The organism is Mucilaginibacter terrigena (assembly GCF_004168255.1).
GTDB lineage: Bacteria > Bacteroidota > Bacteroidia > Sphingobacteriales > Sphingobacteriaceae > Mucilaginibacter > Mucilaginibacter terrigena.
Genome location: NZ_SEWG01000010.1, coordinates 93,530 through 107,549 on the forward strand (window position 1 = coordinate 93,530; position 14,020 = coordinate 107,549).

10 protein-coding genes are annotated in these 14,020 nt (G+C 40.9%); 4 read left to right on the forward strand and 6 right to left on the reverse strand.

What is annotated here, in order from left to right; genetic code table 11:
* Nucleotides 1–10: 10 nt before the first annotated feature.
* The gene (locus EWM62_RS18660; RefSeq protein WP_162499877.1) at nt 11–1,081 is read right to left on the reverse strand and encodes a glycoside hydrolase family 5 protein; all 1,071 of its coding nucleotides are present in this window, start codon (nt 1,079–1,081) and stop codon (nt 11–13) included.
* Nucleotides 1,082–1,211: 130 nt separating this feature from the next.
* Between EWM62_RS18660 and EWM62_RS18665 the strand changes: the two genes are divergently transcribed.
* From EWM62_RS18665 to EWM62_RS18680, 4 genes are read left to right on the forward strand one after another with little or no spacing between them, the layout of a single operon-like run.
* On the forward strand, nt 1,212–2,558 hold the full coding sequence (locus EWM62_RS18665; RefSeq protein ID WP_129878196.1) for a sensor histidine kinase: 1,347 nt from the start codon (nt 1,212–1,214) through the stop codon (nt 2,556–2,558).
* 13 nt (nt 2,559–2,571) lie between these two features.
* A complete protein-coding gene (locus EWM62_RS18670) occupies nt 2,572–4,665 on the forward strand; it encodes a cellulose biosynthesis cyclic di-GMP-binding regulatory protein BcsB (protein WP_129878197.1) in 2,094 nt (697 codons plus the stop codon).
* A 43-nt stretch (nt 4,666–4,708) separates the two neighbouring features.
* Nucleotides 4,709–6,556, forward strand: coding sequence for a glycosyltransferase family 2 protein (locus tag EWM62_RS18675; RefSeq protein WP_129878198.1), 1,848 nt, complete (start codon nt 4,709–4,711; stop codon nt 6,554–6,556).
* Entirely contained in the window at nt 6,556–8,133 is a 1,578-nt protein-coding gene (locus EWM62_RS18680) for a hypothetical protein (RefSeq protein WP_129878199.1), read from the forward strand. Before EWM62_RS18675 ends, EWM62_RS18680 begins: the two co-directional genes overlap by 1 nt.
* A 59-nt stretch (nt 8,134–8,192) precedes the next feature.
* Here the strand turns inward: EWM62_RS18680 and EWM62_RS18685 are convergent, their stop codons facing one another.
* From EWM62_RS18685 to EWM62_RS18705, 5 genes are all read right to left on the reverse strand, one after another.
* The gene (locus EWM62_RS18685; RefSeq protein WP_129878200.1) at nt 8,193–8,429 is read right to left on the reverse strand and encodes a hypothetical protein; all 237 of its coding nucleotides are present in this window, start codon (nt 8,427–8,429) and stop codon (nt 8,193–8,195) included.
* 273 nt (nt 8,430–8,702) lie between these two features.
* Nucleotides 8,703–9,911 carry a DNA cytosine methyltransferase gene (locus EWM62_RS18690; RefSeq protein ID WP_129878201.1) on the reverse strand — a complete coding sequence of 403 codons (1,209 nt, stop codon included), beginning with the start codon at nt 9,909–9,911 and terminating at the stop codon, nt 8,703–8,705.
* Between the two features lies 1 nt (nt 9,912).
* Nucleotides 9,913–10,920: an O-methyltransferase gene (locus EWM62_RS18695; RefSeq protein ID WP_129878202.1), complete on the reverse strand. Its 1,008-nt coding sequence runs from the start codon at nt 10,918–10,920 to the stop codon at nt 9,913–9,915.
* Between the two features lie 5 nt (nt 10,921–10,925).
* Entirely contained in the window at nt 10,926–12,281 is a 1,356-nt protein-coding gene (locus EWM62_RS18700) for an ATP-binding protein (protein WP_129878203.1), read from the reverse strand.
* A gap of 225 nt (nt 12,282–12,506) precedes the next feature.
* On the reverse strand, nt 12,507–13,580 hold the full coding sequence (locus EWM62_RS18705; protein WP_162499878.1) for an AAA family ATPase: 1,074 nt from the start codon (nt 13,578–13,580) through the stop codon (nt 12,507–12,509).
* Between the last annotated feature and the right edge of the window lie 440 nt (nt 13,581–14,020).

Consider the following 14,020-nt stretch of genomic DNA (forward strand, 5'->3'; position numbering starts at 1 on the left):
TGTTAATATATTATTTAGCGCCTGTATAATCAATGGCCTGTTTCATACAATCGGGCAAATTTTGCAACGATGGCATACCATTAAATATAGAAAAATTGGTATTGTAATCCCATAGTATGCCGGGTATGCCCATTGCCTTTAAATTTTTGCGTACCGCTTTTATATACCGGCAGCGGCTGTCGGCATCGGTGTATTTATTATAAACACCATACTCGCCGCACAGTACAGGAACATCATATTTAACCGACCAGTTTTTAACGATCTGCAATTTATCATGTACCGATTGCTCGTTGCCATCGTTTTTATACTGATAATAATTATTCTCGCCCCAGGTGCCTATCGCCTTGGGGTTTATCGAGGGGTACGTTTTAACATTATAAGGGAACGGCACCCCCGTTGTTGCTACCTGGTCGCCTACCCAATCGGCGCCCTGGTGTGTAAAAAAGAACGGCTCGTAAAAATGGAAGGTGTAAATAATGTTCTCATCGGCCAGCCGCTCCATACGGCTTAACTCATAAATACTGTTAAAGTTTGATGCGCCTATAATTAAAGTGCGTTTCCTGTCTATTTTGCGGATGGCGGTTACAATATTATACGCGGCATCCTTCCACACTTTGGGGCTCATATGGGGCGGCTCGTTATACAATTCAAAAAAAACCTTTTCGGGGCTTTCCCGTATATACCTTTTTGTTAAAACAAGCCATTGATCAATAATTTTTGGCGTTTCGGTTAAGTAGTTATTATCATCAAGGTATCCGTAGTGGTAATCAATAATTAATTTAAAACCATACTTGTTACATTGTTTCAAAACTTCATCAATATGAGCAAATACTTTCTCAACCGGTACTTTATTGGTTTGGAAGTATGCAAAAGCAACCGGCAGCCTGATGCTTTTAAAGCCAAGTTTTTTAATCAACTCAAAGTCGCTATTTTTAATGGGCTTTATAGTTAAAACATCCTTGTTCCAGGTTTGCTCCAACCATGATATACTGAATCCGTTATCAAGGCTTTTGGCCCGCATAAAGGCTATTTGCCTTGGGGTTAAAGGTGTTGGATTGCTTTTTGCGTTAATACACTGCATAATTATAATTAGTATTATATTAAGCAGATTTATTAGCAGCTTTGGGAACATGTTTGTAAGCGCTATGTTTTTCAATATCTTAACGTTATTTAAGGCTGATATTACTTATATTATAATTTAAGGATACAAAATGTTTGTTCAAATTTCAAAAGAGGAATATAAAAAAGAGATATCCAAAAAAGCCTGGTATCAAACAAATAATATAATCTGGACAATTATATTCTTATATCCGGTATTCAGCATTGTTGATTATATATCGGCCGAGCAGATCTGGCTGCAATTTTTTATTATCCGTATTATAACCGTAATGATCATTTATGGTTTAAATGCCTTTTTCCAAAGTAAAAATTATAATTACCGCACATTACTCCATATAAGTTTCTTTTTGCTTTCGGCCACATCTGCCGTATTGTGTAACATAGTTAATATACAGCAATTAAACATATACTTTTTAATGTATGCAGCTATATTACTGTTTTTTAACCTGCAGGTTTTTTGGGAACCTATCAATTCCATTATTCAAACATTACTATCGCTGCTGTTACTGGCCCTGTTTTATAATATCTTAAGCGATTACACCTTAGACCTGGTTATTAATAATGGTGGCCAGTTCTTTTTTATAGTTGCATTTGTATCGTGTTTAATACCTAACGCGCGGTATAAGATAATTGCCCGGGATGTGCGATCGCAAATACTGATCGAAAAATCAAACGAACAGCTGAAAGAGCAAAACCGCGATATCAACGAAAAGAACAATATCATTGACAGGCAATACGAGCAGTTGCGCAAGCTTGACGATCAAAAAAATAGCTTTATAAATATTGCAGGCCACGATCTTAAAAACCTTATAGGCTCCATCATCATGAGCAATAATATGCTTAAGGAGGAAGACTACCGCCTAAGCGCCGACCAAAAGGAATACACCGGCTACATTACAGAATCGGCCGAAAAAATGCAATACATGCTTAATAAGCTGATGGACGTTAAGGAGATCGAATCGCCCGAGATGAAATTCAACATGGAGATATTTGACGTTAACGCCGAAGTTACCCATGTATTTAAGGGTTTGCAGGAAACCGCGCAGATGAAGAACATACATCTTACTGATAATATTTTAAAACTGCCCCTTAACGTAAAACTTGATAAAGTTTTTGTTGGCCAGGTGTTTCAAAACCTGCTGTCAAATGCTATTAAGTTCTCGCAAACCAATAACAATATCAAAGTTGTTACCAGCCTTCAGCGCCAAAAATTTGTCTTCGAGATCATAGACGAAGGTGTTGCAATAGGGCAGCAGGAACTGGATATGATGTTTAATAAATTAAAAACACTTAACGATGCATCGGGCAATATCGAGAGCCGGCTTGGCCTTGGGCTATCAATTGCCAAACTAATGACCAAAGAACTTGGCGGCGAACTGATATACCGCAGTGACGATAACGGAAATTATTTTAGAGTAGAATTTTACGTAATAAACTAACGCTTATAATCTGATGAATAGATTTTTAACCTTCCTGGCTTTTATATTACTTAGTACGGCATCGTTTGGCCAAAGCATCCTGTCGTTTAAAGCTTTAGGCCATAATGATGACGAACCCATCTTCGGGATGAGCGGGGCTACCTCTTTTTATTTTAAAATAACGCCGCAATACGATATAGTGGGTAGTAAACTGGTTATTTATTACGAACCATCGCAGGCGCTGATACGCGACCGGTCATACATTAACCTTTTTTTAGGTTCGAAACCGGTTTATAGCGGCCGTTTAACTAAAGACTCGATCCAAAAAATAACATTGAACCTTACCAAGGCCGATGTATCTGCCGACAGGTACCTTAAAATAACGGTAAAAACACTTTTAACCGTTACCGACGACCAATGCCGCGACCTGGATAACCCCGCTATGTGGTTAAAAGTTAAAAACTACTCATACCTGTCGTTAATAAAAAACAACAAAAACTTTTTTAACAATATAAACATCAGCAATTGCTTCGATTCAAAAACCGCCATTGTATATAACAGCAACCCCACCCTGCACGATCTTAAAGCAGTAGCGTGGGCTTACTCGAGGTTAAAGAAAACACAAACAAAAAACATTAGTGTATTTGAGATAAGCAAACTGCCCGATAGCGTGCGCAATTATATTATGGTGGGCACAATGCCTTCACTTGGTGATGCAAAGCGTTCGCTGGTAAAAGTTACGCCACAAGCAAACCAGGGTTTGTTATATCTTCATAAATCTGTTGCTAATGTAACAGATACCGTTACCCGCATGGTTGATGTAGGCGGCAGGTTTATGGAAGTTAAATCGGTATCGCAGGAAGCTGTACCTACCGAAATTTTATTTGTTACCGGCGGCGATGATGCCGGTTACGAAAAAACCATTACCGCATTAGGTAACATGAACGTGCTAAACTCCACCTTTGGCGATTACCTGCTGGTTAACAAAGCGCAAAACACCTTCTTTAAAACCATCGACGAAAACCGCTCTAAATTATCGCTTAAGCAAATTGGCGGTGTCAGCGATTTTTTATCGGGCATTGGTTCGTTAAAAAGCGCTTTCAATTTTAAGAACAGCGATTTTAGCTTTACCCCAAAAGAGGTTGAGATACGCATAGTGGCAAACTACAGCAGCCTTAACCCCGGCGACCGCGGTTTCTTTAACATTTACCTTAACGGTTTACTGCTAAGCAGCGAAAAGCTGGATGCATCGGGCAAGCTAAATACATCGGTTACCATTAACAGGTACCAGCACCATAAATATAACACGCTGGAAGCCGAGTTTAGGTTTTACCCTAATAACGGTAACTGTAAAAACAGCTTTACCAACTTCTTTGCCGAAATTGATGTTGACAAATCGTACCTCGAATCAAAAAACCCGTTCATAACAAGCGATCTGAGCTTTTACCAGTATCCCGAAGCATTTAACAGCGGCACAACGCGTATAGTAGTTTCAAAGAAATTTGCCAAGTATGCTGCCGGCGCCATGGGCGAAATTATTTACGAGCTAAACAATAACATCAACGCTAATAACTTCCCCGAGTTTATGTACTCAGAGGATTTGATCAACAACCCGTCAGAACTGAAAAAGAACAACATTATAGCCCTTTTGGCCAAAGATGATCCCTTGTTCACTAAAAATGAATTCCCGGATGCCCCCATTAAGTTCGACCGAAACTTCAGGCTTTATAACACCGATAATAATACGATAGTGTACTCTCTGTCGGATACTACATCCAACGGGCTGGCCCAGATATTTTACGGGCGAAGCAATAATGCTACACTGGTGCTTACCGCCACAGGCAAGCACCTTGCCGAAGCGTTTTTGGCTGCATCAAAATCAATTACCGAGCAGCTTTCAACCCTGAGCAGTAACGTTTGTATCTCTGATGTTAATAATAACAAGTACTTATTTAATATAAATAAATCGAGCGAAAACCTGGAGTATATCGACACCAAGAGCGCGCTTACCCGCTTCTGGGATAGCTATAACCTGTACATCTTATTAGGTATACTGGTGCTTATCCTGTTGTCATTCCTTTATATACGTTCAAGGGTGCAAAAATCGCAGGACCTGTTTAACGACTAAGGTTACCACGAAGCGCAGAATTTTAATTATATACTAATTGTTGATGAGTATCTCAATTCCCGAATTGTTGACTAATGATGGCTTTATCACTGCAGGCGACCGCGAGGCGATTGAAAAACACTCAATTGAATCGGGCTTGTCCTTCATCAAGATAGCGCTTACTTCGGGATACATATCGCGCAAAAACTACGACAGATCGCTGCTTAACGCTGGCTATGCCATTATTGAAAACCCGCGCGGCGAAGCCTACGACGTTGATGTACTAAGCAAGATAGACCTTAATTTTGCGCACGACAGGCTGGCTATGCCCCTGCGGATACAAAACAATAAGGTGGTATGCCTTATGGCATCGCCCGATGACGGCCTGTTCTTAGATTTTATACGCTTTACCTACGACATGGAGGCCGAGGTGATCGTCGCTTCGGACCTGGATATCACCTGGCTCAGCAATAAGCTTTTGGGCGATAAATATATCAAGTCGGCGGTGTTCGAGCTGATGAAGCGCGACCCAGATAACTCTGCCATTGTAACGTTTTCAACTGCTCAGCTCATTGTTATATTCGTAATTATAGGCATGGTTACCATAGGGCTGGTGCTAAGCTTCAAAAATACATCCATCATTATAAACGTTATCATCAGCTCGTTTTTTTTGGTGGCCATTATGTTTAAGCTTTTCCTGGCGCTGGTTGGTTCAAGGTTCGAGCTGCACCAGGCCGTAACCAAGGACGACCTGAAGCAGGGTAACGACGATACCCTGCCTATATACACCATATTACTGCCGGTTTACAAAGAAGATAAGCTGATAAAAAAACTGATCTGGAACCTGCAGTCTATTGATTACCCCCGCCATAAGCTGGACATTAAACTGCTGATAGAGGAGGACGACGATAAAACCTTTAACGCGGTAAAAAACCTCGATTTCCCCGCCATATTCGAGGTGATAGTGGTTCCGTTTCATATGCCTAAAACAAAGCCAAAGGCATGTAATTACGGGCTGCACTTTGCCCGCGGTAAATACCTTACCATTTACGATGCCGAGGATATCCCCGATACCGACCAGTTAAAAAAGGTGGTATCGCTGTTTGCCAAACTGCCGCCCGATTATATTTGTGTACAAAGCGCTTTAAACTACTTTAACCGTAACGAGAACTTCCTCACCCGGATGTTCACCCTCGAATACTCGTACTGGTTTGATTACATGCTGCCGGGGCTTGATACCCTGGATATCCCTATCCCCTTAGGTGGTACCAGCAACCACTTTAAGCTTAACGAACTGATTGAGCTTGGCGCCTGGGACCCCTTTAACGTAACCGAAGATGCCGACCTTGGCGTACGAGCTTATGCCAAAGGTTATAAGATAGCCATCATCAACTCCACCACCTACGAAGAGGCCAACAACGAACCTTTTAACTGGATCCGCCAGCGCAGCCGCTGGATAAAGGGCTACATGCAAACCTACCTGGTACACATGCGCCACCCTATTGAGCTTTGGAAAGAAATTGGCTGGAGGGGCTTTATGGGCTTTAACTTTTTTATAGGCGCCACGCCGGTAACCTTTTTGGTGTACCCACTGATGCTTACGTTTTTTATATGTTACGTAGTGTTCGATCTTTCGAGCATCCGCACGCTGTTTCCCGATTGGGTTTTATTTATGTCGATATTTAACCTGATGGTGGGCAACATCCTGATGATATACGTAAACATGATAGCCGTATTTAAACGCCGCTATTACGAGCTGATACTGTTTGCCATAGCCAACCCCATTTATTGGCTGATGCACTCCATAGCGGCTTACAAGGGCCTGTACCAGCTGGTAACCAAACCTTTTTACTGGGAAAAAACCAACCACGGCTTAAGTAAAGTTAATAGCCCTACAAACGTTGTAAAATAATGAAAGTAACCGGCACCCTATATTTGATCATACTTACCCTGATACTGGTAATTTACTACCTGGTATGCGGTATCTATTTAAATAAGCTGGGCTATTACAACCACGAGTCGCTTTTTTATATCGAAAAATCGAAGATAGTTTTCGAGGGGCTTGGCAACCGCCTTAAGGTAATGGGCTTAACCGCACCCATGATCCCTTTTTACGCTAACTTCCCGTTCCTGTTCTTTAAAACCCTTGCACCGGTAATTGCATCGGCTACTGGTACGGCGGTATTGTTTTATATCATAGCAAGCACCATAGCCAAACGCCTAAACGATGAAGGGTACATATGGCTGCTGCTCATCCTGTTCCTGTTCCATCCCGGCATTATTTACACGGCGGCATCGGGTAAAAGCATCTATCTTATATTGATATTCTTCTTCCTGTTCTTCTTAAACCTGTTTAAGTTCTACCGGTCCAACACTACGTTCCACGTATCTATCGCCAGCATCTGCCTGGTTATATTAATATTCTGCGATTACAAATTTATCTGGCTAACGCTGTTCTTTTTACCGCTGGTGCTATCCATCACCATACACAGCTTAAACCTGGGCGAGCAGGAATCCATCTTCAGGTTGTTTTTAAGCTTCAACAGCCCATCGTTAAGGCGCAAGCTTATCAACAAAACCTTCGCCCTGTATATCATACTGTTCAGCCTGCCCATGGCGGCCGTGCTGTGCTACAAGCTGCTGAACCTTACCCACGCAAGCGATCTGAATTATTTTGCCGAAAGCCCCTATGCTACCTGGAACGTGCTGATAGATAAGCTAAGCTTCGACCAGCTAACCACCAACACCAACTATAAGATCCCCGAAATATCTATCCTGCTATCGGCCCGCGTGGTGCTGTTTTGCCCCATGATATTAATAGCCATGTACCTGTTCAGGGAGAGTACCTACCAGGTGCTAACCATCCTTATCCCCTTCGCTTTTATCGAGTTTTTGCACATTAAGTACGATAAGGTTTTTTTGGCCTACCAGTACTACATGATATTTTTGATACTGGCCTACCTGTGTGTAATATTTAAAGCCCATACGGTAAAAAACCACCGCAGCTTTAAGTTGCTGCTGCTTATCACCATCATTTTTCAGCTGTATTTTGGCTGGTACTATTTACGCACCTCATCCATAGCCGAAGAGCAGAACTTTGTAAAGGTTTTGTTTAACCGCGAACCCGACGATAAACAGCAGGATAATATGGAAGTGGCAAACTATTTAAACAGCCTGCCCACACAATCGCATGTGCTGGTTGACGATGCCATAGCGTATGGCATTATTGCGTTTACAAACGATATTAAGCCCATTATAATGCCTTACGAAGGTAACTTCCTCAGCGCGCTCGAATCGCCCGATAAGTATGTAGATTATGTGGTGGTGGCCACGGCCAAAAATGTGGTTTCGGGCTATACGCAGCTAAATAACAAGTATATCCTCAGCATCCGCCAAACCATACCCGATGTAAACTTCCGTAAGGTGTTTGAAACCAACGACTGGACGGTTTACCGCGTTATTACCAACGGCAGCGGCAACACCTTATAGTATAAGCTATAAACAGTAACGGCGCGCGCCTAAGCGCACGCCGGTGTTATTATGTAACGTTACGAATGGTGGATAACATCCGCCAGTTCGTTCACATCCGTTTTAATCTTTTTGGCGGTTTTGCGTTTCTCTTTCAGGTAATCCTGCGCGTGTTCCTTCAGTTCGGCGGCGGCAGCATCAATATCCGCTTTACGTTTTATATACAGGTAAACAATGGCCCCTGCAAAAGCCGCCCCAAGGGCAAGGCCTGCCAATAATTTACCGCTGCTATCGTGTTTTTTAAATGGATTTTTCATAACTGTCTTTTTTTTTAAAACAACACACCCGCCGCGGTTTAGTTCTGTTTTATTTAAAAATGACCGTTTTTGAAAAGGTACTGTAGTGATGCTTCGGTTGCGGTAGCCCCGTTATTCGCTCATACGCCTGCAGGCCTTAGGCGCGAGGGCAGGTATCGCTGCTATCGGGTTTAGAAGGGGGGGGCTGTTCGCTTTTTCAAATCGGTTGACCTATCACAGAAAACTATTAAGCACACGCGGCACGCGTGCGCCAGCGAGGGGGGAGAGGGTTAGCTATTTTAGATATTCCAACAAATGTTGAGCTATTGCTTTAGACAATAATGGGGGAACTGCGTTACCGATTTGATTATATTGAGATAAATGATTTTCATCATCTTTACCTAATTGTTTAAGCAATTTGGACGAAATTTGGGTACGCTTCCCTTTAAACACGTAATTATCTGGGAAAGACTGTAAACGAGCTGCTTCTCGCGATGTAATATTCCTCGGTTGATTAGGATGTACAAAATTTGAATAAAATGATGCGGGAATAGTATAAGAAATCATATCTGGCTTTAGGTGCCTGTAATTTGAATTATATTCCGTCTCCGAAACAACCCCATTGCCGTTCCGTTTTCGCACTTTTAAATCTTCAGAAACCTTATCGATAGTAACCCCATTTAAAATTTCCTCGTATCTTTTTACAATCCTTTTAGTATGGGACATAGTAACATGATTGTAGATTTTATCAGCATTTTTTCGTGATGAAATTTGAAATTGGGTACTTGCAATTTCAGCATAATCAGCAACTTCATGTCCTTCTCCGGCCCTTAAGAAAGGCAAATCTCCTATTGCTTCTATAACTGTTATGGCTTGGGTTAAGTGCTTTGCTGAACCGTTTAATTTTATCTTTTCAGACGGGAGATAATGGGTTATTTGTGGCGGCGGTATTTTCATTCCCTTTTTACTCCCTACTATAAATACTCGCTCCCTACTTTGTGGCACGCCGAAATTCGCAGCATTTAGTTCCCAAATATTTACCGTATAACCAATACTTTCAAAAGTACGCTTGATGATATCTATTACTTTTTCACCTTTTTCATTTTTACCAGTTAAAATGCCTCTTACATTTTCCATGACAAATATTTTCGGCTTATGCACTTTTACCCATTGGGCGTAATTTTTAAATAGCGAGTTTCTCGGGTCTGTTGGATCTTTAGCCGGGCCAGCTAAGCTGAACCCTTGACAAGGTGGTCCTCCTATAATTATGTCTGGTTTATCAGAGCACGCTTCTTTTATTTTTTTATCCGTGTCAAAGGTTCTGATGTCATTTTGAATTATTAAATGTTCGTTATAATTATTTGCCTTTAATGTTTCAACGGCCCATTTATCAACTTCTAATGAACAGGTCAAAATATACTTTTCGCTTGCCAAGCCAAATCCCAAACCAAATCCACCCGCACCTGCAAACAAATCCATTACACGAATTACTTTTTTATTCATTTTAAACTAATGCTTCGGCAAAGTTAGGATAGTATCGGTAAATTTTTGCATAGCTTTTGATATCGGTTGGTATAACTGGAATAGCTTGTAATATCTTATTTTTAAATTTACCTTTTTCTGTTTCGCTATTATGTTTGTCAGGAAGCGCTTTATCTAATGCTTTGATTTCTCTAAATGTCAAATTGGGAGCACTTATTTTATAGCTTTCCTCATCGGATCTTAAGAAATCTAATTCAGACAAACACATTTTATCTATTTTGCTTTTTTGGGTACGATCATAAATTATACCGCCAATGGTAAGTATTGTAGCATTGTCCTTGTATACGAAATTAAATATTTGTTTATATTTAATTTTGATTGGTAATTGCAAATTACGGGCAATTAGCGTCGTGTTAATTTGCCTATTAAACATTTCGAGGCAAACTTTAATGCTATTTTTTGTATTAAAGTTTTCATTCATAAATTTATTTGGTAATCTATCTTTACCTATCCTCTTTATTAATTGATTAAGCCGATGTTCTTTAAGAGAAAATTGTTGCCTGTCGCTATCCTGCATATTGGGCAAAAAGTCTTCTTCAACATTAATAGATAAAGTAAATACACTACCGGGAAGTGCGTTTGCAAAAAACGTATCAATATCTGCGAACATGAAATCTGAAACTTTATCATCGTAATCTAACCACATAATTGTTTTCTTTCGATCAAGTTCAAGATTAGGTATTATAGTAGAAGAGTTGCCATATTTTATATCTATGCAAGAATAGGGTTTATTAAATTCAAATCGATTTCTCTTTGCTTCTTCTTTTTCAATACTTATTAAATCAGTTATCCCCAAGTTTTTATGAAATAATATAAAGTCTGCAAAGTAGGGAGAACCCATTCCTACATATCTAAAATTATTTAACTGATCTAAAAACGAAAGCCGATTAAAGGCCTCACACATCATTTTTCGTTCTATACTCTTATTCGGTCTAAGTGTATAGTTTATTTTTTCGAAACTACTTGACATACTATTTATATCTCATTGTTATAATAGTAATCAAATGTTTTTAATCCCACTTCTTCAACATTATCAGCGTCTAAACTCTGTTTTACTGCTTCAAATCGTTCCGGTGATACTTGATAACTTATCCTAACCGATTTACTTTTACTTACCGGATTAAATAATGCAACGGGATAATGGAACTTATTATCAAGAACAACTTGGGTATTTAAAACTTCAATAACAGGTTTAGGTGAATTTAAGCTTTTCTCTATGGCTTTATTTAATGTTTGACTATCAGTGGGATTACCTTTTTCCTTTTCTTCTTTAAGCTTATCCAATAGTTCCATGACCTGTCTTGTCATCGTAATCATTTTACTTCGCACATTTTTATAAACCGGTGAATCCATGTCCATGCCAGTTTTTGTTGTGTTCCAAGGTAATTGACCGGAATCATTAGCCTCGAAAAAGACATATCCTCTAAACCTGTGATACTGTGCGTGATATTTTGGAACTCCGTCACCACCTTTAGTACCAGTCCACACAGTTTGTGCAGTTTGATCTTTAGCTACAATCAACCTGTCATTACAAAAAATATACCATCCTCCATCTTCTGCATTTTTTTCAGAAATGCCAGCAATAATTTTAATAGCTTGATCGGATGAAATTTTCTCCCAATATGAAGGTCTAATATTTTCGTCATTTACTAACGATATTTGATTTGCGGTTAACTCATAGCCATTAATTATTATAGTTAAACCTTTGTTTATGTTTAACATATGTTCTAAAGCAATCTCTTTTTGTAATTTATCTATAAATGTTTCATCGTTAAAACTGGTTTTTGAGTCGCCGCTTAAATTTTTAATTACAACTTCAAGGCCTGTTTTGCTTTCAGCATTTGAAGTATTTTCTGATAATTTACCTTTATCAAATTCGAAGTGCCACTCATTACCGGTGTCCAACTGCCATTTATTTACATCAATAGTTAATTCAAATTGAGAGGTTGGTGCAATTGATTTTATATGAATATCAGCCCCAAGCTTAAAAAAAGCTCTTTTCATGCCAATTCCAAATTGTCCAATGGATTTCTTTGAAAGTACGCGTGCCGATGATTTACCAAAGTTAAACGCGTATTTTCTCGCAACTTCTGCTTCCATTCCAAAGCCATTATCCTTTATTGAAAAACTTTGATTATTTAATGTAATTGTAATTTTGGAATTACTTAGGTTTTCTGGGTTTGGTGATTTTAACTTTATCGCGTCTACTGCGTTATCCACCAAATCACCAATCGCATCTCGCAAAGTAATATCCTTCACCAACATTGAGATAAAAAAATCCTTTGAAGGGTCTGCTTTAACCTTTGTCAGGTCTAATTCTAATTGTGACATTTGCTATTATAAGGTTGTTACTACCAATGTAGTAAAAATTTAACAAGTTGTATAAACTATATAATGATGTAAGATCGATGCTGAATAATTATAACTTTCTTATTCATTATATATAGGGCCAGCGCTCACTTCCGCATCAACTTATTCACTAAACCTACAGCGATACCTAATTCGCTGCTTATTTGGCGTTCAGCCTGTGGTCGGTGTTATCACCGCACCACTATCTCACTTCTTAATCAACCTATTCACCAACCCAACAGCGATACCCAATTCGGTGCTTATTTGGCGTTGGGTGTAACCGGCGGCAGCCAGTTGGGCTATTTTGGGGGCTAATACCAGCTGGTTGGTTTGGCGGGTGCGCAGGTGCAGGTATTCGTGGCTTTGGCCTTCAAACTGCATTTTTAAAAAGTTTTCGGGCTTTGTAATGCGGCAAAGGCATACATTATCTTCGCCATAGATCTGCGCGGTGTTGCGCTGCTTTATTTGTTTCAGGTAACGCAGTTGCGGGTCGGTAGCGCTTGTGCCCAGGGCAAAGGCGCTGTCGGCAAAGTTTATCAGCAGCTTGCTGCCATGCAGGTTATCGGCCGAGAGCGGCAGGCCTAAATTGCGCCGTTTGGGTGTATGGGCCAGCACCAGGACAGACAGCTTATACTCGTTTTTAAGCGCCTTAAGGTTTTTCATGAGGCTAAGCGCCACCTGGGCGTTTTCGGTACCGCCGCGCAGGCAGCTAATGTTGTCAATAATTAATACCGTGGCTTTTAATTGCTGTATCCTGTACTCGATGGCGGCAATCAGGTGGTCGTCGTTATTGCTGTCGCCGCCGGGCAGGCCGGTGTTGGGCGTAAACTGGGCGCGTATAAACTTATCGGTAAAGTTGTAACTGCTGCGCGCATGGGTGTAACGCGTATAAAACTGCGTTACGCCAAGCTCAAAATCAATATAAAGCACGGTAGCGGGTTTGGCATGCATGGCAAAGTGCGCAATGCGCTTGCCTTCGGCAATGCTGTTACCAATTTGCACGGCCAGTATGCTTTTGCCAACGTTGGTATCGGCAAATAGTATGCAAAGTTCGCCCTGGTGCCAAAGCTCGCCAAAAAGCATTTTGGGCACGGGCTCGCGTTCGCCAAGTTCCATCCAGCGGTTACCGGTGGCCACATGAAACAGGTAACGGCTTTCTTCAGGGTCGGGCGGCACGGGTTGGGGTTTCCTTTTTTTGGCCGGGCGGTAAGGTATGCCCTTGATTTCGGCACGCAGTTGTTCGATGATCGCCGGGCGTTCGGCAGTTGGGTGGTCGGTCATTACAGGATGATTGAGAGTGGTAAAAAGCCGTAAGCGATACCGGGAGACGTATGTATCTACCATCCCGAAAGCCCGCGGCACAACGCTTAAAAGGTACAGAACGTACCTTACCCCCAAATATAAGCACTAAATATCATGTTCATGGTGACAGAACCGTGTCACCAATTTTATATTAGAAGTGTTGATTTTGAGCCGTTTACAAAAAAGCATGCTGGTTGTGCAAACGTGAACGTGAACATTTGGCATCGTTTGTTGTCCGGAGTGAGCGAAGGACCTGTTATGTTGGAGGGGAGGTAGTGGCGGGGAGCGGGGAGCGGCATGACGGACAGAAAGTATTATAAACAAAGAAACCCCCGGGCTTTTGGTTGAAGGGTTCTTGTTTACTCCGTTAACTAACGGATTAAGATTGGGCACCGACCTACTCTCCCATCCGTTGGCCA